This window comes from Williamsia sp. 1138, from assembly GCF_002095435.2.
GTDB lineage: Bacteria > Actinomycetota > Actinomycetes > Mycobacteriales > Mycobacteriaceae > Williamsia.
Genome location: NZ_MJEJ02000048.1, coordinates 217,298 through 236,478, shown reverse-complemented (window position 1 = coordinate 236,478; position 19,181 = coordinate 217,298). Strand labels below are relative to the sequence as shown.

At 66.0% G+C, this 19,181-nt stretch carries 21 protein-coding genes; 11 read left to right on the top strand and 10 right to left on the bottom strand.

Going from position 1 to position 19,181, the window contains the following annotated elements; translation table 11 throughout:
• Positions 1–121: 121 nt before the first annotated feature.
• The 4 genes from BH683_RS19595 to BH683_RS19580 are packed head-to-tail and all read left to right on the top strand — an operon-like array spanning position 122 to position 4,007.
• Positions 122–775: a hypothetical protein gene (locus tag BH683_RS19595; RefSeq protein ID WP_084837938.1), complete on the top strand. Its 654-nt coding sequence runs from the start codon at positions 122–124 to the stop codon at positions 773–775.
• A gap of 4 nt (positions 776–779) precedes the next feature.
• Positions 780–1,949: an alkaline phosphatase family protein gene (locus BH683_RS19590; protein WP_084837937.1), complete on the top strand. Its 1,170-nt coding sequence runs from the start codon at positions 780–782 to the stop codon at positions 1,947–1,949.
• Between the two features lie 20 nt (positions 1,950–1,969).
• Complete coding sequence (locus BH683_RS19585) at positions 1,970–2,755, top strand: UbiA family prenyltransferase (protein WP_246833477.1); 786 nt, start codon at positions 1,970–1,972, stop codon at positions 2,753–2,755.
• Between the two features lie 43 nt (positions 2,756–2,798).
• Positions 2,799–4,007, top strand: coding sequence for a serine/threonine-protein kinase (locus BH683_RS19580; protein ID WP_084837936.1), 1,209 nt, complete (start codon positions 2,799–2,801; stop codon positions 4,005–4,007).
• A gap of 2 nt (positions 4,008–4,009) precedes the next feature.
• On the opposite strand, the gene BH683_RS19575 is transcribed toward BH683_RS19580, so the two are convergent.
• Together BH683_RS19575 and BH683_RS19570 are read right to left on the bottom strand one after the other, a co-directional pair.
• Positions 4,010–5,326, bottom strand: a complete 1,317-nt coding sequence (locus tag BH683_RS19575; RefSeq protein ID WP_084837935.1) for a diguanylate phosphodiesterase — start codon at positions 5,324–5,326, stop codon at positions 4,010–4,012.
• Positions 5,327–5,418: 92 nt separating this feature from the next.
• Positions 5,419–7,566 (bottom strand): MMPL family transporter, encoded by a 2,148-nt coding sequence (locus BH683_RS19570; protein WP_246833476.1) that lies wholly within the window; start codon positions 7,564–7,566, stop codon positions 5,419–5,421.
• A 218-nt stretch (positions 7,567–7,784) separates the two neighbouring features.
• Here BH683_RS19570 and BH683_RS19565 point away from each other — a divergent pair, with 218 nt between their 5' ends.
• Positions 7,785–8,900, top strand: coding sequence for a histidine kinase (locus BH683_RS19565; RefSeq protein WP_084837933.1), 1,116 nt, complete (start codon positions 7,785–7,787; stop codon positions 8,898–8,900).
• Complete coding sequence (locus tag BH683_RS19560) at positions 8,891–9,535, top strand: response regulator transcription factor (RefSeq protein WP_084837932.1); 645 nt, start codon at positions 8,891–8,893, stop codon at positions 9,533–9,535. Before BH683_RS19565 ends, BH683_RS19560 begins: the two co-directional genes overlap by 10 nt.
• Before the next feature lies 1 nt (position 9,536).
• Here BH683_RS19560 and BH683_RS19555 read toward each other — a convergent pair whose 3' ends face one another.
• Positions 9,537–9,752 (bottom strand): hypothetical protein, encoded by a 216-nt coding sequence (locus tag BH683_RS19555; RefSeq protein ID WP_084837931.1) that lies wholly within the window; start codon positions 9,750–9,752, stop codon positions 9,537–9,539.
• Between the two features lie 102 nt (positions 9,753–9,854).
• On the opposite strand from BH683_RS19555, the gene BH683_RS19550 reads away from it, so the two are divergent.
• Positions 9,855–10,271 (top strand): YccF domain-containing protein, encoded by a 417-nt coding sequence (locus tag BH683_RS19550; protein ID WP_084837930.1) that lies wholly within the window; start codon positions 9,855–9,857, stop codon positions 10,269–10,271.
• A 22-nt stretch (positions 10,272–10,293) separates the two neighbouring features.
• On the opposite strand, the gene BH683_RS19545 is transcribed toward BH683_RS19550, so the two are convergent.
• The 3 genes from BH683_RS19545 to BH683_RS19535 form a co-directional block, all read right to left on the bottom strand.
• Complete coding sequence (locus BH683_RS19545) at positions 10,294–10,695, bottom strand: nitroreductase/quinone reductase family protein (RefSeq protein ID WP_084837929.1); 402 nt, start codon at positions 10,693–10,695, stop codon at positions 10,294–10,296.
• 20 nt (positions 10,696–10,715) lie between these two features.
• Positions 10,716–11,585 carry a hypothetical protein gene (locus tag BH683_RS19540; RefSeq protein WP_084837928.1) on the bottom strand — a complete coding sequence of 290 codons (870 nt, stop codon included), beginning with the start codon at positions 11,583–11,585 and terminating at the stop codon, positions 10,716–10,718.
• Positions 11,586–11,648: 63 nt separating this feature from the next.
• Positions 11,649–12,110: a guanosine-3',5'-bis(diphosphate) 3'-pyrophosphohydrolase gene (locus BH683_RS19535; protein WP_210405245.1), complete on the bottom strand. Its 462-nt coding sequence runs from the start codon at positions 12,108–12,110 to the stop codon at positions 11,649–11,651.
• A gap of 52 nt (positions 12,111–12,162) precedes the next feature.
• Between BH683_RS19535 and BH683_RS19530 the strand changes: the two genes are divergently transcribed.
• Complete coding sequence (locus tag BH683_RS19530) at positions 12,163–12,735, top strand: GrpB family protein (protein ID WP_084837926.1); 573 nt, start codon at positions 12,163–12,165, stop codon at positions 12,733–12,735.
• Here BH683_RS19530 and BH683_RS19525 read toward each other — a convergent pair.
• Positions 12,717–13,238 (bottom strand): DUF6328 family protein, encoded by a 522-nt coding sequence (locus BH683_RS19525; protein WP_084837925.1) that lies wholly within the window; start codon positions 13,236–13,238, stop codon positions 12,717–12,719. The two genes, BH683_RS19530 and BH683_RS19525, sit on opposite strands and share 19 nt — an antisense overlap.
• Before the next feature lie 100 nt (positions 13,239–13,338).
• Here BH683_RS19525 and BH683_RS19520 point away from each other — a divergent pair, with 100 nt between their 5' ends.
• Together BH683_RS19520 and BH683_RS19515 are read left to right on the top strand one after the other, a co-directional pair.
• On the top strand, positions 13,339–14,229 hold the full coding sequence (locus BH683_RS19520; RefSeq protein WP_084837975.1) for an alpha/beta hydrolase: 891 nt from the start codon (positions 13,339–13,341) through the stop codon (positions 14,227–14,229).
• Positions 14,230–14,254: 25 nt separating this feature from the next.
• Positions 14,255–15,619: an MFS transporter gene (locus BH683_RS19515; protein ID WP_084837924.1), complete on the top strand. Its 1,365-nt coding sequence runs from the start codon at positions 14,255–14,257 to the stop codon at positions 15,617–15,619.
• Between the two features lie 23 nt (positions 15,620–15,642).
• Here BH683_RS19515 and BH683_RS19510 read toward each other — a convergent pair whose 3' ends face one another.
• Positions 15,643–15,999: a DUF2834 domain-containing protein gene (locus tag BH683_RS19510; RefSeq protein WP_084837923.1), complete on the bottom strand. Its 357-nt coding sequence runs from the start codon at positions 15,997–15,999 to the stop codon at positions 15,643–15,645.
• Positions 16,000–16,044: 45 nt separating this feature from the next.
• Complete coding sequence (locus tag BH683_RS19505; RefSeq protein WP_084837922.1) at positions 16,045–16,827, bottom strand: SHOCT domain-containing protein; 783 nt, start codon at positions 16,825–16,827, stop codon at positions 16,045–16,047.
• A 185-nt stretch (positions 16,828–17,012) separates the two neighbouring features.
• On the opposite strand from BH683_RS19505, the gene BH683_RS19500 reads away from it, so the two are divergent.
• Entirely contained in the window at positions 17,013–18,131 is a 1,119-nt protein-coding gene (locus BH683_RS19500) for a 3-isopropylmalate dehydrogenase (protein ID WP_084837921.1), read from the top strand.
• A 17-nt stretch (positions 18,132–18,148) separates the two neighbouring features.
• On the opposite strand, the gene BH683_RS19495 is transcribed toward BH683_RS19500, so the two are convergent.
• Positions 18,149–19,102, bottom strand: coding sequence for a 2-dehydropantoate 2-reductase (locus BH683_RS19495; RefSeq protein WP_084837920.1), 954 nt, complete (start codon positions 19,100–19,102; stop codon positions 18,149–18,151).
• Positions 19,103–19,181: the final 79 nt, after the last annotated feature.

Genomic DNA, 19,181 nt, shown 5'->3' with positions numbered 1-19,181 from the left:
TCGTGACCCACCCCTGTCCGGGCGGTCACGTGTGACGTAAGGCACACAGTACGAGCGGTGCCGTTGCATCAAAGTTGCAACTGCAAACTCGGCGCCCGACCTGCCGGGATAACCTCATCGCGTGATCCGCCACAACGTCCGCACCGAGTGCTGGGGCTTCGCGGTGGGATCTGCGCTATTTGCGCTCGGCTCGGCGCCGGGTTTCGCCCACTGGGCCGGAGCGCCCGCCGCGAACATCTCGTTCTTCGTCGGCTCGTGGTTCTTCACGTTCGCCGCATTCGTGCAGCTGCAACTGTGCGGTTCGCTGCGCGGACCGACCGCGTCGATCGCGGGGTCGGTACGTGTCGGACGAGAGGTCCATCGATCCGAGTGGTGGTCTGCCATGGTCCAGTTCGCCGGGACCATCGCCTTCAACATCAGCACCGGCGCGGTGTTCATCGTGCATTCCATCGTCGACGCCGACCGCTTCGGCTGGCGCCCCGACGTCTACGGCTCCGCAGCCTTTCTCATCAGTTCGGGACTGGCCGTGTTCGCCACCGAGCTCTACCGGCGTCGCGACGAACCCGACGCCCCCGGCTGGACGGCCACCGTCCTCAACACCGCCGGCTCCGTCGCCTTCGGTTTCTCCGCCGTCGCCGCGTACATCGACCCCGAGAGCGGGAAGGTCGTCGCGCCGTTCGTGGACCAGGCGGGAACCTTCATCGGAGCACTCTGTTTCCTCGTCGCCTCGCTCATTTCTCTGCCCCGAAAGCCGGTACGCGCGCTAGCGTCGTAAGACGATGAGTGAACTCGATCCGCGCAACAGCCTGCCGCCTCTGTCCTGCGTCCTGGAATCGGTGGCTGCCTCCCTCGGCGCCGCCGACCTCGACAACCGGCTGCAATTGGTACCCGCCCAGTCGGCCACCGTGCTGCTGATCGACGGCCTCGGAGCCGAGCTGGTCGCGTCGCATCCTGACATCGCACCCCACCTCAACGCGGCGGGTCTCGCCGATTCCACGACTGTCGCCGCGGGTTTCCCTGCGACCACCGCCGTCAGTATCACCAGCCTGTCCACCGGTCGGTCCGCAGGCACCCACGGCATCATGGGGTACACATTTCGAGCCGGCGGTGGCGACGTCGCCACGCCTGTCCTGAACACGCTCCGGTGGTGTGTGCATGGCGACCACGATCACGATCTGCGCAAAGCCGTTGTGCCCGAAGAGTTCCAGACGCAGTCGACCATCTTCGAGCGATGCCGGGCCCAAGGGTTCGACACCGTGTCGATCGTGCCCGGATACCACGAGGGATCCGGGCTCACCCGTGCCTCGTGGCGGGGCGCGAACAGGACCACCGCGGCCGATCACCTCGGTCAACTGCAGGCGTCGATCCTCGCGGAGATGATGACACCCGCGCCGACCCTGGCATACGCGTATTACGGAGGTCTCGATCTCGCCGGCCACCTCGAGGGTCCGGGTTCGCAGGCGTGGTGTGAGCAGCTGCGCCTCGTCGACACCATGGTCGGCGCCCTCGCAGACACGATGCCCGCGGGTCGGCAGGTGATCGTCACCGGCGACCACGGCATGATCGACACCTCTGCAGGCCGTTTCGACCTCGATCTCCACCATGAGCTGACGACGGGGGTGACGACCATCGCCGGGGAAGCCCGGGTCCGGCACGTGTATTCCGACGCGGGAGCCGCCGGCGACGTTCTCGACACCTGGACGACGATGCTCGGCGACCGGGCCACGGTGCTGGGTCGCGACGACGCCATCGACGCCGGGTGGTTCGGCAAAACCGTGGCCGGGGACCATCGGGTTCGGATCGGCGATGTGGTCGCTGCCGCCCGCCGCGACACCGCCATGGTCCGCTCGGTGGCAGAACCCCTCGAATCCGCGCTCATCGGCAATCACGGCTCGTGGGATACCGCCGAACAACTCGTCCCCGCCATCGTCATCCGCGGCACCCGGTGAATCCGCGACGGTCCGGAGGCGTGATCGCGCTGGTCCGCGCAGGACACGCCGTCCCGGCAGTCGCCGTGACTGTCTTCACCGGCCTGCTGGCCGTCGCAGACGGGGCCGACATCTGGACGTTGATCGCCATCGTCATCGCCATCTTCTCCGGTCAACTCGTCATCGGCTGGAGCAACGACTTCCTCGACCGCAGTCGTGATCGACAGGTCGGGCGACACGACAAACCCTTGGCAACAGGAGAACTCACCTCACGCACCGTGGTCGTCGCCATCGTGGCGGCGGCAGGGATCTGCGTGGTGGGCTCGTTCGCCTGTGGGTGGTCTGCGGGCACGGTCCACCTGCTGCTGGGTGTGGGGTCCGGGCTCGCCTACAACGCATACTTCAAAGCCACTGTGCTGTCGTGGCTTCCATACTCCGTCGCATTCGGTTCACTGCCCGTCATCGCATCGCTGGCAGTGCACCCCGGAGAGTTGCCGCCCGCGTGGATGGTGGCAGTGGCGGCGCTGCTGGGCGTCGGCGCCCATCTGCTCAACGCCCTGCCCGATCTCGATGACGACGCCGCGACCGGCATCGACGGGCTCCCCCACCGTCTCGGCGCGCGGCGGGTACCGCTGGTCGCTGCCGCACTGATGGTCGCCGCGACGGCGATTCTGGTCGTCGCCAATTCGTCGACCTGGTGGCTGTGGGTCGGATTGGCGGTGGTCGCGGTGCTCTCGGCCGTCACGATGCGGTTACCCGGCCGCGCAGCGTTCTACGGAGCCATCGTCGTCGCCGCGATCAATGTTGCGATGCTACTGACCATCTGACGTCAACTGATCGGTATCGGCGGGGTTCGGCTAGCGTGACGAGATGCCCGTTCCCACCATCCTCGCCGGGCGCTACCGACTTCGTGCCCTCCTGGGTCACGGCGGAATGGGCGACGTCTACGACGCGTGGGACGAGCGGCTACGGCGCCCGGTGGCAGTCAAGGTGCTCCGGCCCGAGTTCGCCGACAAGGCCGATATCCGCATCCGATTCGAAAGTGAAGCCAGCACGGCAGCCACCCTCAACCACCCGAACGTGGTCTCGGTGTACGACAGCGGGGAGGACCGGGGTGTCCCGTACATCGTGATGGAACGCCTGCCCGGGCGCACCCTGTCCGAGGAGATCGAGGCGGGACCCCTGCCACCGGATCGGGTCCGCGCAATCCTGTCCGATGTGCTGAGCGCGCTTGCGGCTGCCCATGCGGCAGGCATCCTGCACCGCGACATCAAGCCGGGCAACGTCCTGTTCTCTGCGACCGGCATCGTCAAGGTCGGTGACTTCGGGATCGCCAAAACCGCCGATTCCGCCCACACCACCACCGGAGAGGTGCTGGGCACCGTCGCCTACCTCAGCCCCCAGCGCATCGAAGGCAGGCCCGCCACCGCGGGCGACGACATCTACGCGGTGGGCGTGGTCGGATACGAGGCCATCACCGGTCGCCGGCCCTTCGCCGGGGACAACATCGCGTCGATGGCGCGAAACATCCTGCAGCAGCGACCCGAGCCCCTCGCCGCGTTGAACCCGAACGCTGATGCCGCCCTCGTCCACGCCGTCGAACGGGCGATGGCGCCCGACCCTGCAACACGGTTTTCGACGGCGGCGGCACTGCGAGCCGCACTCCAAGCGCCTCCGCCGGCGCCGGCGACCACCCCATTCACGGCCCCACCCCCCGGGCGACCTCAGCCGCCGACACCCGCCACCGCGCACCCTCCCGCGACCGGTCGGCGATCGCTCGCCATCGCCGGGGTGATCGCTGCCGTGATTGCCGCGCTGCTCGTCGGTGTGATCGTTCTCGTCTCCCGAGACGGCGCAGACAGCCCCGCGACGCCGCCGTCGGATGTCACGACGTCGGCTACAACTCCCACCACCACGGGTCAGACGGTTCTCGAAGAGCCGACCACTCGAGAGACCGCGACCGTGGTGATCCCCGCCCCCACCGACAACGGGAACAGCAACGGGAACGGCAACAACGGCAACAGAAACGGAAACGGCAACGAGAAGAAGCCGAAGAAGGAAGACAAAAACGAAAACTGATCTCAGATACCGAAGCGGCGGTCGAGAAGCCGGACGCGGCCTTTGACGAGGGCTTCGTCACGGTGGCCCGGGGTCAGGGTCTGGGCCCAGCGACGCCACGCGGCGAGATCTTCCCTACCGTGGACGGACCCCGTCCAGGCCCGCAGCAGTTCGGGATCGCGGGCGGTCAGCACAGCCGACCGCAGGTCTTCCTTGAGTTCTTCGAAGAGGTCACCGAGACCCGGGGCCAGCGACGCCGACAGCAGACCACCTCTCCCGAACTTCTCGATCGCTCCGGAGACGTCCCCGGTCCTGAGCATCCGGCGCACCTGGCTGATGTCGGAGTCGACAGGCAGCGTCAGCCGATACGGCCTGGACGCGACGAGGTCGGCGCCGAGGTCACGTCGTAGCCGGGAGATCTCCGCGCGCACGGTGACCGGATCGATCCCGTCTTCGGCGAGCATGGTGGCGATTTCTTCGGTGCCGAGACCGTCCGAATACTCACCGAGAAGCACCAGGATCTCGGCATGCCGACGCGACAAACGCAGCGCCGGACCGTCGCCGGTGCGCCAGAAGTAGCGGTCGCCGTCGAGGACCAGCAACGTCGGACCAGCGGGAGCGGGAATCGCCGGCCCGCCCGCGGTGAGGGTCCGGACCCTCAACTCACTTTCGACCGCCGCGACCACCGACTTGACCATCGACAGCGCGAAGGGCGCCGCCACCCGCTCGCCACCGGTCACATCGATGACCCCGATCACCGCGCCGGTAACCGGATCGTGCACCGGCGCCGCGACGCAGTTCCATTCTTGAACCGGAACCGAAAAGTGTTCGGCGCCAAAGATCTGCACCCCGTGATCGACCTCCAGGGCCAGACCAGGAGCGTTGGTGCCGGCAACACGCTCTGCCCACAACGCTCCTTCGACAAAATTGATGTCGCCGGCCTGATCCCTCGCTTTGTGGTCACCCTCTACCCACAACAGCCGACCCACGTCATCGGTGAGCGCTACCACTACGCCGGAGTCGGAGACTTCATCGAGCATGAGAGAACGCACCAACGGGTAGGCGGCCGCCATCGGGTGGCGGGCGCGGTACTCGAGGAAGTCGTTCCACGACATATCACCGTCGTCGACCATGCCCGACGGGTTGACGCCACCTTTGACCGATCGCATCCACGAATCGCGGACGACTGATCGCACCGAGGTCGGGCCGGTGGCGGGGGCGAGGGTTCCGGTCTGCACGAACAGCTCGTGCGCCCGGCGGACCTGTGCCAGCCGGGTGGCGGGGTCTTCGCCGGGGCCGAGGGCGGTCCAGAAGTCGCGGGCGGGTGCGGTCTCGCCCATCGCTACCTCCATTCCGGGCCGGACTCCGCGGGCAGCAAGGCCGCCCGCGGAGTTCGATCAGCTCTCGGTCATCTCCTCAATTGTGCACCACCTCACACAAGTGCAGGTACGACCTGACGATCCGGTGCGATCGGCTGATCGGTCCTGGTCCGCAGCGGCCACCAGGCGCGGTTGCCGAGCAGCACCAGGATCGAGGGCAGCAGCAGCAATCTGACGATGGTCGCGTCGATCAGGATCGCCACCGCGAGCCCGACCCCCATCTGCTTCATCTCGACCATGCTCTGCGCCGCGAACAGCGCGAACACCGACACCATCACCAGCGCCGCGCTGGTCACGACCCCGGCGGTCTGGGTGACCCCGGCCCGCACGGCCACCGTCGGCGGTAGTCCCTTGTCGATACCTTCCTTGATCCGGCTCAAGACGAACACGTGGTAGTCCATCGACAGGCCGACGAGCACCGCGAGCATGAACATCGGGATCCACTCGACGACGGTGCCGTTGGACGTGAAGTCGAGGAAGCCCTCGGCCCAGGTGTGCTGGAACACGAGCGCCAGCACACCGAACGCGGCTCCCACGGACATCAGGTTCAGTGCCGTGGACACCAGTGCGATCACCGGACTCCGGAAGGTCACGATCAGCATCAGCATGGTCAGCGTCAGGATCACCGCGACGACGATCGGCAGACCGTCGGCCTGCACCTTGGTGGTGTCGTACTGCTCGGCCACGTCGCCGCCGACCGCGAATTCTGCCCCGGACACGGCGTCGACCTGTTCGGGTACGACCGAATCACGAAGGGTGAGCAGCGCGTCGTCGGTCTTCGGATCGTTGGGCGGATACGTGCTGGCCAGGTCGAGCACGCTGGTGGTGCCGCCGGCGGAGGTGATGACAGGTCCGGTGACGGTCCAGGCACCGCTCTCGGTGGCGTCGGCGCCTACGGTGTTCAGAGCTCCGAAGACCGCAGCGGCATCGCCCCCGGTGACGACGACTCGCACAGACGGGCCTTCGGATGGGAACTGCTCGTTCATCTGCTGCGCCACCTGGACCTCGGGCAGATCCTGAGGCAGGGTGTCGAGTCCGGCGCCACGCAACGTCATCGAGAAGGCGGGCACCGCGAGAGCGATCATCACCACCAGGCCGGCGAGCAGCGCGGTCATCGGCCTGCGGATGACGGGCCCGATGATGCGCGACGAGATGCCGCCTTCACCGATCCGGTTGTTGACCCGCCAGAGCAGTGGCACCCGTGGGCGGTCGACCCACTTGCCCAGCTTGGCGAGCAGGGCCGGCAGCACGGTCAGCGATCCGACCACCGCAACCGCGACGACGATGATCGCGGCCGTCGCGAGCGAGTTGAACGTGGCACTGCCGAGCACGTAGACACCGGCCAGCGACGCGATGACCGCGACCCCGGAGACGATGATCGAGTGACCCGACGTGGCCGCAGCGATCTCGACCGCGTCGATCGTATGGTGGCCCTTACGGCGTTCTTCCCGTTCGCGTTTGAGGTAGAAGAGCGAATAGTCCACCCCCACAGCCATACCGATGAGCATCACCACCGATGATGCGGTCATCTCTGATGGCACCAGGTAGGAGATCGGCGCGTAGATCCCGATCGTTGCGACGACGGAGGTGATCGCCAGCAACACGGGGATTCCGGCCGCGATGAGCGCACCGAAGGCGAACAGCATGATGCCGAGCGTGATCGGGATGCTGATCATCTCGGCCGAGAGCAGATCTTCGGCGACGCGTTCGTTGATGGCCTCATCGGCCGAGACATCGCCGAACTGGCCGACGGTGAGTTCTGGGTGATCAGCGGTGATCGTCCGGACCGCGGCCTTGATGTCGGTGATGGCCGGATCCTCGTCTCCCGGCGGTGCTCGCAGCGATATCGACGACAACAACGTTCCCTCGGGTGAGAACACCGGCGCAGAGATTTCTTGCACCTCCGGCGAACCGGCGAGTTCCGCTTCGAGCTGGTCTGCAGCGGTGACCGCCTGCTCGCGGTCTCCGGTGATCAGTACGTACTCCGTGTCGGGAGCGGCGAGCCCCGCCTCGTGGATCATCTGATCCGCCCGGCCGGACTGACCGACCCGGTAGTCGGCGTCGTCCGCGTTCTGGGTGGGGATCAGCGCGCTGAACCCTACCGCCACGATGACCAGCGCCAGCCACAAACCTATTGCGCGCCAGGGGTTGCGCGCACTCCACCGGGCCACCGCTTGGGGTCCCCGTGTCATTCTTCCCATGTGAGCTCCTCGTGCATGAGGCGGCATCCGCCTCGGTGGGACACCCGGCGACACCGGGCTGTGCTCAAGGTTGCTCGGCGCGGCGACGCTGGTCAGGAACGTCAGACCCCCCACCTGGAGGTGAATAGTCCGACCGAGGGGGTAGACCTGGCACCACTGTTTTCTTCCGGCAGATGCGGTCATCATGAAGTCCTCATCCCGATCAGGAAAGGCACGCTGTGGACACCGACGAGCGCCCGACCCTCGCCATCCGCTGGCTGCGGGCGGCGATGTTCGCACTCGTCACCACCCTGGCCTTCCCGTTGACCCTGGCGTTGCTCATCGTGGTGGTCGTGGCCATCCCGCTGGTGCTGGTGACGGTCGGGGCGCTGGTCCTGTGGTTGTTCGTGCCGCTGACCGCTGCCCTCTGCGATCTGCACCGCCGGATGGCGGCGGGCATGCTCGACCGGCCGGCGCAACGAGGCGACTACGCACCGGGAGGCAGCAGGAGCATCCTGCACCTGCTCTACGTGTGGACCTCCGACTCGCTGCGGTGGCGCGACCTCGGATGGTTGTTCCTGGCGTCGACCATCGGCTTCGCGGTCTCTCTCGTCGGTGTCGTCTTCACCGCGACGCTGGTCCTCATCCCCTTCGTCGAACCTCTCATGAAAGCGCGCGCCACCATGGATCTGTGGGCATTGAACCGAAGTCGCACCGAGGTGCTGCAGGCGCGTGTACAGCAGGTCACCGAATCGCGTACCGCAACAGTTGATTCCGCAGCATCCGAATTGCGTCGGGTGGAGCGGGATCTGCACGACGGGACGCAGGCACGCCTGGCCGCCCTCGGGATGACCATCGGTCTGGCAGAGAGTCAGATCGACAGCGATCCCGTCGCCGCCAAACAGCTGATGGCCGAGGCTCGGGGCTCTGCGACCGCTGCACTCGGCGAATTGCGTTCGGTCGTGCGCGGTATCCATCCGCCGGTCCTTGCCGACCGCGGGGTCGGCGCCGCCGTCGAGGCCCTGGCCCTCGACATGCCGCTGCCCATCACGCTGAATCTCGGTGTCAGGGAGCGGCTTCCGGCAGCCATGGAGAATGCGGTGTACTTCGCGGTGGCCGAGACCCTCGCGAACGTCGGCAAACACGCCCGCGCCCGCAACGCCTGGATCGCCATGGGTATCTTCGACGGTGTGCTGCGCGTAGAGGTCGGAGACGACGGTATCGGCGGGGCGGCCGCCACCGGCTCGGGGCTGCACGGTGTCACGCAACGACTCGACGCTCTCGATGGAAAAATGTTCGTACACAGTCCCGTAGGTGGCCCCACCATCGTGTCCATGGAGGTCCCGTGCGGGTAGTCATCGGCGAAGACCACGCGTTGCTGCGTGACGGTCTGACCAGAATTCTCGCAGCGCATCACATGGAGGTTGTCGCGGCCGTCGACAACGCGACAGAACTCGACGTCGCACTGACGGACGAAACCGTGGACGTGGCGGTACTCGACGTCCGGATGCCGCCGACGTTCTCCGACGAGGGTTTGCGCGCCGCCATCAAGATCCGCGGCCGCCGGCCCGGCTTTCCCGTCCTCGTGCTCTCCCAGTACGTCGAACAGTTGTATGCCCGAGAGCTGCTCGAGAGCGGCGAGGGTGCCGTCGGATACCTCCTCAAGGATAGGGTCGCGAACGTCGCCGGGTTCATCGACGCGGTCCGCCAGGTGGCCGCGGGCGGTACGGTGCTCGATCCGGAAGTGGTGTCGCAGTTGCTGACCGGTCAACGAGCCGACGGGCCGTTGGAGCGTCTGTCCTTACGCGAACGAGAAGTGTTGGCACTCATGGCGGAGGGTCGATCCAACGCGGCCATCGCGGAAGCCATGTTCGTGTCGGAGAAGGCCGTCAGCAAGCACTCGAACAGCATCTTCACCAAACTCGATCTACCCGTGTCGGCGGACGACAACCGCCGGGTGCTGGCCGTGCTCGCCTACCTCGGGGTCTGAATCAGCCCCTGGCCACGTTGTAGAGCAGGGTGCTGCCCGCAAGCAACACGCCGGAGATCACCGCCGGCCAGAGCCAGCCGTTGAGCAGGTCCGACCGAAACGCGACCACCACCCACCCCATGACCAACAACGCCGTGCTCAGCGTCGTGACCACCCGCACCACGACGATGAGTAGGACGCCCACCGACCACAGCGCCTCGCGCAGTCCGTACTTCATTTCTGACACCTCGCATGTGAATGTGACCTCACAGACTCAAACAAACACGGGGTCCAAAACCATTCACCGTGCGTCGCGGGTCACATTTGGCAGAATGAACGGATGAAGACCATTCTGAACGTCATCTGGCTCGTGCTCTGCGGATTCTGGATGGCGTTGGGATACATCGCCGCCGGAATCATCTGCTGCATCCTGATCATCACGATCCCCTTCGGGATCGCGTCATTCCGAATCGCGGCCTATGCGCTGTGGCCGTTCGGCCGCACCGTGGTGCGGAAGCCGACGGCGGGAGTCGGCTCCGCGATCGGCAATGTCATCTGGCTGATCTTTGCTGGGATCTGGTTGGCGTTCGGGCACATCGTCACGGGCATCGCACTGTGCATCACCATCATCGGAATCCCGTTGGGCATCGCGAGCTTCAAGATGGTCCCGGTGTCGCTGCTTCCGCTGGGCGCGGAGATCGTCGACGCCGACGGCGGCGGCATCTACGCGCCGCCGCCTCGCCAGACCGCGTACTGAAACGCCCTGGCACCGATCTCGTCTAGGCGGGTACGAGTTCGATGACCGGAATTACCCTCGAGGTCTTCTTCTCATAATCGGCGAATCCCGGCATGACCTCGACCTGCGCTGCGAAGAGTCGGTCGCGCTCGGCGCCGGTGACCTCGGTGGCCGTCACCGGCACGGTCTCCGTACCGACCTCGATCGTGGTGGACGGCTCAGCCTTGATGTTCTTGAACCATTGCGGGTCGAAGTCGGCGCCGGCGTAGCTGCCGAAGATGTATCGCTTGCCGTCGGACTCGAGGTAGACGAGCGGCGCCACGTAGTCCTTGCCGCTCTTGATGCCCTTGTGATGCAGGAGCAACAACGGGGCGCCTTCGAAATTGCCACCGACCTTGCCGTCGTTTGCCCGGAACTCCGCGATGATGTCGTCATTGAAACCCATGGTGGGAGTCTAATCCTCGATCAGCCGACGTCGTCCAGATCGAGGCCGATCGGTGTCTGGGCCGGAATTTCGCCACTGGCGACCACGACCTTTGCCAGGGACATCAGCGCAGACGACAGGGTGGCGACGTCATCATCGCGAAGGTCTTCGTAGGCCGGCGCCGCCAGTCGATCGGTGGTCAGCTCGATCTCGCTCTTGAGTGCGCGGCCGGCCGGCGTGATGGCACCGGAATGCTCGAGAAGTCCGCGGTCGGCCAAAGCTGCTGTGAGCGCGTTCCATTCGTCCTCCGTGTAATCACGGCTGGTCTCGAGCACCGACCGTGGCGTCGCGGTAGCCGCCGCATGGAGGACCCCCGCCTCGCGTCCGGTGATGCCAGCGACAGTCAGCGCCGCGACATGGCCGTCGCCGCGATGCTCACGCAGCAAGGTCGCCGCATGCCAAAGCGCACCGTACCGGTCGTCCGGCCACGGGAGCGCTGAGTTGGCAGCGAACAGTGCCCGACCACCGAGGTCGGCGCCCGCCGCGGCCGGACGAAGCAGCGCAACTGCACGGTCTGCGGCATCGCCGCCGTCATCGCCGAGCATCCGCGTCAGCGTCGCGACCGCGGCGTCGCACCGCACCGTCAGTGCAGTTTCCGGGGGTGCGTGGTCCCAGGCATCCGGGAGTGCTCGCGCCACGCGTCCCGGCGCGAAGTTGTAGAACAGGGCGGTGACGATCTCCGGTCCCACCGCGCCGAGCGGCGCGGACCGGCCCGCGAAGTACCCCATCCAGAAGCCGCGGTAGCCGGCCGCCGACATCGCCTCACGGGTCTCGTCGGAGAAGTAGGTGACGGCGTGGATCGGTTCCAGCAGCCGCCACAGGCGCCGCGCAGTGGAGAGGTCGATGGCCATGCGTTCGAGAATGCCACTGCCGCCGCGGCACCGACACGTTTGTGCGATGCCCGATCCGATCTATTACAGGGCGGCTGCGAGCTCCGCTGCCCCCAGCTCGCAGTAAGCCTGCCGGTATTTCGAGCGCAGCCGGTCCTGCGTGTCGGCGGGCAGCCGCTCCAGCCGTACCGGATCGGTGTTGTCGGCAAGGTCGGCCAGTTTCACAGCGAGAGCCATCTCGTCGGTCCGGATACCGGCGTAGTAGTCGATGGGCGCAACGTCATCTCTGCGGGTCAGCAGCGTCACCGCGACGACGACCGATTCCGGGATCCCGGCTTTGCGCAGGTCGTTGGCGGTATACGAGGAGTCTTCGATGACGTCGTGCAGGAGTGCTGTCGCGATGTACTCGGGCTCGCGCGGCGCGACCCGCGATGCCACCGACCGCGGATGCACGATGTACTCCCCACCGACCTTGTCGACCTGTCCGCTGTGTGCGCGCTCGGCGATCGCATCGGCGACACCGATCAATTCACGGCCACTCAACACCGTTGTCATAGGCACGCTCCTCGACCTGTGTGGTCGTTTTAGGCTGACACACATGGATCGCGGCGTCGAGTTGATCGGTGGAATGGAGCAGCGGGCAATAGTGCTGGTGGCCTACAACCCGGAGTGGCCCGCAGACTTCGCTCGCGAACAGCGCCGGATCGAGACCGCTCTCGGCGCCGCGGCGATCCGAATCGACCATATCGGCTCCACCTCGATTCCCGGTCTGTCGGCCAAACCGATCATCGATATCAACCTCACCGTGCGCGATCCCGACGACGAGGCCGCGTACCTCCCCGCCCTCGAGTCCGCCGGATACCTGCTCCGGGTTCGCGAGCGCGGCCATCGTATGGTCCGGACCCCGGAACTCGATGTACATGTGCACGTGTGCGCTCCCGACAGCGATTGGCAACGCCGACATCTGCTGTTCCGGGATTGGTTGCGACACAACGAGGACGACCGTACGGCCTACGGAGCCTTGAAGAAGACCCTGGCCGCGCAGGAATGGTCGGACATGAACGAGTACGCCGCCGCAAAAGGTCCGCTCATCGGGGAGATCACCATCCGGGCCGAGCAGTGGGCCCGGCGTTCCGGCTGGACGGTGCGGGCTCAGGACGCCCGGTCGTGAAGATCCTCGCCGGTATCGAGTTCGCGGTAGCGCCACGGGATCGCGAACCAGAACGCGACGAACAACACGACCGTGACGGCGCCGGCGAACCAGCCCGCTGTTCGTCCGATGACGAGTTCGAAAACCAACATCATCACTCCGGTCAGTGCGATCCCCAGGAGTACGAGACCGCCGAGGGCACAGCGCTGGGACGCGTCGATGAGAGTCTTGAGACGGTGTCGGCGGAATAGGATCCGGTGCATCGAGGCAGGTGCCAGCAACAAGATCGTCGCACCGACCGAGGCGCTCACCGTCACGAGGTAGATCGACTGAAAAATGTTGTCTTGCACGTAGAACCGGTCCTGGAAAGGAACAGTCAGCAGAAAACCGGTCAGCAGTTGGACACCCGTCTGCACCACCCGGAGTTCCTGCAGGAGGCCAGACCAGTTTCGGTCGAGACGCTGGGTCGGGGTCTCGTTGCGCTCACGCCGATCCCAGTCGTCATCGCCGAGGTTGTATTCCACCTCATCATCGTCTGCCCGTTCGACCCCACTGGCAAGCGGCCGGGAGTCGGTGGTGGATATGGTCCAAGTAGAGGTTGAGCCTGCGGACGAGGAGATGGTGATGACAGCGGACGTGGCTGATACGGCGCCCCGGTGGTTCCGGGCCGCGATCGAGGAGTTGCCCGAGCCCCGGGAGGTCGAGGTCGCCGGGGCATCGATTCGGCTGCGCTGCTGGGGCGCCGAGAACACACCCGGCGTCGTACTGGTTCACGGCGGATCGGCTCATTCCGGCTGGTGGGACCACATCGCGCCGCTCCTCGCAGCGTCGCACCGCGTGGTGGCACTCGATCTGTCCGGCCACGGTGACAGCGATGTGCGGTCTCGGTATCCGCTGGGCCTCTGGGCCGACGAGGTGGTCGCGGCCGCAGAGGCAGGCGGTATCGCCGGCACCCCGTACGTCGTCGGGCACAGTATGGGCGGGTGGGTGACCGCCGCAGTCGGTGCGCTGCGCGGCTCGGACGCGGCAGGTCTGGTGATCATCGACTCCCCGCTGTTCGATGAACCGCCAGAGGAGGTCATCCTCCGGCAGCTCAACCGCAAATCCCGGGCCCACCCGAGCAGAGACGAGATCCTGAGCCGCTTCCGGACGGAACCGAGGCAGGACACTCTTTTGCCGTATGTGGCACGGCACGTTGCCGAAGAGTCGGTACGCGAGACCGAGGCGGGGTGGATCTGGAAGTTCGACCCGGACATGTTCCGCAAACGTCATCAGAGCGGGGACCGCGTGCAATTGCGCAAGATGCTCCCCGACGTACAGATCCCCGCGATGTACATCCGCTGCGAACTCGGGATGGTCAGTCCCGAGATGAGCGCTGAGATCGCCGGTTTGTTCGGTCGACCTGCGACCGTGGTCGAACTGGCAGATGCCGGTCACCATCCGATGATGGATCAGCCGTTGCCGTTGGTGGCGACCCTGCGAACAGTGTTGGCACACTGGGACAGCCGGCGGTGAACACCGCGATCGCGTCTGCGCGTTGATGGCGCCGGAAGACACCCGGCCACCGCGCCATGGGATCCTGCTGTTCACACTCGGCCTGCTGACCACGATCACAGCCATCGTGAGCAGCCTCGGCGCGCCGCTCATCCCCGCGATCGCCGACGACTTCGACATCGCGATCACCCAAGCCCAGTGGGCCTTGACCGCAACACTTCTCACGGCTGCCGTCGCCACACCGATCGTCGGACGTCTCGGCGCCGGCCCGCTGCGGAGGCCCACGATCCTGGCCGGCCTGGTCATCGTCACGATCGGATCCATCCTGTCCGCTGTCGAGGTCGGATTCGTCGTGATGGTGCTGGGACGCACCATGCAGGGTGTGGGCCTCGCGTTGGTTCCTTTGGCACTGGCTGTTGCGCGAGAGGCGCTCCCGGCGAGCCGACTGCCGTCCGCGGTCTCGATGCTCTCGGTCGCGGTGGTCGCCGGTGCCGGTTTGGGTTATCCACTGACCGCCACCGTCGCTCAGTATCTCGGCGTATCGATGGCCTACTGGCTGGGTGCAGTCCTCAGTGCGTTCACACTTCTGATGGCGTTGCGTTTCATCCCGGTGTCGACCGCGACGACCCGCATGCGGGTTGATTGGTGGGGCGCGTTGCTGCTCTCACTCGGGATGGCGGGCGTACTGCTCGCCGTCAGCCAGGGCGATCACTGGGGCTGGGCATCGGCCCTGACCATCGGACTCGCAGCGGTCGGCGTTCTGCTGGTCGGTGTCTTCGTCATCTGGACGCTGCGCAGCAGTCATCCGCTCGTCGATCTCCGCTTGTCTGTCCGGCCCGGAGTGGCCGCACCCAATCTGATCGCATTCGGTGCCGGGCTCGCGATGTACACGCTGCTGACGCTGACCATCGTCATGGTGCAGAACACGGAGTGGGGACTCGGGCGGTCGATCATCATGGCCGGACTGACGTTGCTGCCCTACTCGATCATGAGCGTGACGGGGAGCCGATTCGCACTCGCCGCCGCACGGCGACTCGGCCCCAGGATCATCCTGCCGATCGGCTGTGCGGTGTTCATCTGCTCGACAGTTGGTTTGGCGCTTTCCCACAGCAGCATCGTCTGGGTTTTCATCTGGACCGGGGTCGGTGGCCTCGGCAGCGGCTTCACCTTCTCCTCACTCGCCGTCCTGATCGTGCCCCACATCCCGCAAGAGGAGACCGGCAGTGCGATGGCGTTCAACACCGTGCTGCGGTATCTCGGCTTCTGCGTCGGCAGCGCAGCCAGTGTCGCCCTGGTGACGGTGTACGGCGGCGGCGAGCACGGCTTTGTCCTGACACTGCTGACGATGTCGTCGGTCTTCGCGCTCGCGGGCGTCGGGGCGTGGATCCTGACGCCGCGCGAGGTGCGCTGAGGCCTGCCCACTGCGTCGTACCCTCAGCCGCGTCGCTCGACAGCGACGTCCCTGGCGAGCAGGAAAAACGGTATGGCAGTGGCGATCCCAACCCCGAAAGTCATCACGAAAGACGCGACCCACCAGCGGATGATGCCGAGCTTCTTGGCCTCGACGATCGCCCAGAGATGGAACCCGACAACCACATAGAGCAGATCGACCATCGCGAATCGGCCGGGGACTGTCTTGTGGATGTCGCCGACGAAGAAGTCCAGCACCGACTTCGGGCCGTTCTCCTTGACGTATGGCACAGCGATGGCGTTCTGCGTCACGAACGCGGCGACGAACGTCGCAGCCAGTGATCGGCGGCGCCAGGTATCGATCGTGGTTGTGTCCGGCATGGTTACTCCTCGGGTTGGTGGGTGTGAGCCCAGTCAACCCCGTACTCAGAGCCTGCCGAGCAACTCCGCCTTCTTCGCGGAGAATTCTTCGTCAGACAAGATGCCGCGCTGGTGCAGGCCCGCCAGCGCCTCGATGGCTGCCACGATGGCGTCGGCGTCACTGATCGCGCCCGAGGATTGCTGAGTCGGCGCCTGCAGAGGCTGGGACGGCTGGGGCGGCGGCGGGTAGGACGACGGTTCGTTAGTGGGTGCGGGGGCCGGCGCCTGCACGCCGATCTCGGACAGACTCGATACGTCGAAGGTGCCGAACTGGCTCGTGAAGTTCACGGAGCCGGACGGACCACCCTGCTGTTGCTGCACCCCGCCGATCCGGTGATCACCGGTGTCGTAAACCTTTGTCACGCCGCCGGTTTGAATCGCGAGCCGACGCGCGTTCGGAAAGATTGCGTAGCGCGTGCTGTTCTGCGCGCCGGAAGAACTGGGGCTACCCAGGTCGGCGGGCCACCAGTTGTTCGACGAGAAACCGCCTTGGGCGTTGGTGGTGACCGGGGGGAACACCGTGGTGGTGGAAAGCAGTTGGGAGAGCTCCCGGCACAGTCCGTCGACCCGGGCCTTGAGGCCGTTGTCGAACATGTTGCCGACCATCGTCATGCCGCCACGCATCCACTGCCCTGACCCACCGAGTTCGGGTATGGAGAACTGCGCCATCGTGCCGCCCCCGTTGTTGACGGCGATCAGCATGGCGAACACTGCGTCATGGGAGAGCGAGTAGCGCTGCGCGATGTCGGCGATGGCGCTCTCGGCTTCGGGGGTGACCGCTGCCCTCATAGTCGTGGATCTTTCGTCGTGACGGATACGACCGCAGCCTAACGCACCCCGGGAGGTCCGGTGGCCTCGAGAAACCGCTCTCCGCGCCGGCTGGAGCAGAACCGCGCTGGTCAATGTAAATGATGTTTGCAACAATCGAGAATGAGCTTCCGGTCGTCGGCAGCCAGTCGTAGAAGGACACTCGCTTGAGCACACACAACCTGGCAGTCATCGGCGGCGACGGAATCGGGCCCGAGGTGACGGCCTCAGCGTTGGCGGCCATGAACGTCGCCGCCGATCGGTTCGGATTCGGACTTCGCACAACGGATTTCGACCTCGGGTCCGAGGCGTACCTGCGTACCGGTGAGGCGCTCCCGGCCGCGGTCGCGGAGCAACTGCGTGATTATGACGCCATCCTGCTCGGTGCCGTCGGGGATCCGCGTGTGGATCCAGGGGTCCTCGAGCGAGGCCTCATCGTGGCCCTGCGCACCCTGTTCCATCAGTCGGTCAACATCCGCCCCGTTCGGCTCTACCCGGGTGTCGTCAGCCCGGTGACCGAGGTGAGCTCGGACAACTGCGACCTCGTGATCCTGCGGGAGAACACCGAGGGCATCTACACCGGCGGCGGCGTGATGGTCAAAGACGGAACACCCGACGCGATCGCAATCCAGCATTCGATCACCACGGTCCCCGCGACGTCGGAAATCGTGGAGTTCGGCTTCCGGATGGCGTCGGCGCGTCGCAAGCGGCTGACCCTGTGTCACAAGAAGAACGTGCTGCTCTACACCGGCCGGCTGTGGCAAGAGATCGTCGACCAGATCGCCGAGCGCTACCCCGACGTCGAACACGACTACGTTCACGCCGATGCGATGTGCCAGCACCTGATCCTGGACCCGGGCCGGTTCGATGTGGTGGTGACACCCAACCTGTTCGGCGACATCATCAGCGATCTCGGAGCCGTCGTGCAAGGCGGCCTGGGCGTGGCCGCGAGTGCGAACTTCAACGTCTCCGGATCGGCGCCCAGCATGTATGAGCCGGTACACGGTTCGGCACCGGACATCGCCGGTACCGGCCGGGCGAATCCCACCGCCGCAGTGCTGTCGGCAGCGCTGTGCCTGGCCGGACTCGGCGAACGCGAGGCCGCTCTGACCCTGGAGGCCGCAGCGGCCTCCGTACTGGCCGAGGGCGGCGACAAGGCCGGACAGCAGGTGGACACCGCGGAAGTGAGTGCCCGCATCGCGACGCGGGTGGCCGAGATCGACGTCCCGACCACGAGCGGATCGCTGATGCAGACCCTCGCGTCACTCGCTCCCCAGCACGCCTGACCTGGGGCGGCCCAGGGTCAGCCGATCCTGGTGACGTCCGCTTCGTGGATGTATGCGGACTCTGCTGCGTGCGCCAGATCGACCACCACCGAGTTCACAGGGGTCGGCACACCGGTCTCCGCCCCGATACGCACGATCGACCCGTTGATGGCATCGACCTCGGCGCGGCGGCGGAGCTCTGCATCCAGCCGCATCGACGGCTTCGCGTCGCCGATGCGCAGGCCCAGCGTGCGGATGTACTCGATCGGATCACCGACGTCGATGGTCACACCCAGAGCGTTCGCGACGTCGAGTGCCTCCAGGGCGCACGCCGAAGCCACCCGCCACGCCTTCGGGTCGTTGATGATCTGCGCGATCGTCAGTCCCGTCAGGAACGACGATCCGGAGAATGCGACGTTGATCAGCAGCTTCTCCCAGACCATCTGATCAATGTCATCGAACAGCGCGACCTTGAATCCTGCGCTCGACCAGACCTGTGCCCCGAACTCGAGGCGTTCGCGGGACAGCCCGCGGTACGCCCCGAACCGGGTGATCTCTCGACCGTTGTGATGCGCCTGCCCCGGGGTCGGGATCGACGCCCCGAAGCCGCCCACCACCCCCACCGCGATCTGGTCGGGATCGATGGAGTTCGCGACGACATCCGGAGAACCGAGGCCGTTCTGAATCGTCTGCACCACGGTGTCGGGTCCGATCAGTGCTGCGGCCGACTTCGCGGCCGCCTCGGCGTCGAAGGACTTGGTCGCGATGATGACCAGGTCGCACTCGCCGATCGCGTCCGCAGTCGTCGACATCGAAGCCAGGCGGACGGTTCGGTCGCCGGAATCGCCGTAGACACGCAGCCCGGCGGCGTTCACAGCGGCGACGTGGTCGGTCCACAGCGTGACGCCGTGCACCTCGTGACCCGCCTCCTGCATCAGTCCGGCGTACACCGAACCCATTGCGCCACAACCGACGATTGCCACCTTGGCCATGCTCGTGTCCTTCTTTGCACCGGGGAAGTATTCAGTGGATCACACTAAGCAATCGCTCAGCTCAGTCGGACCCGGGCCC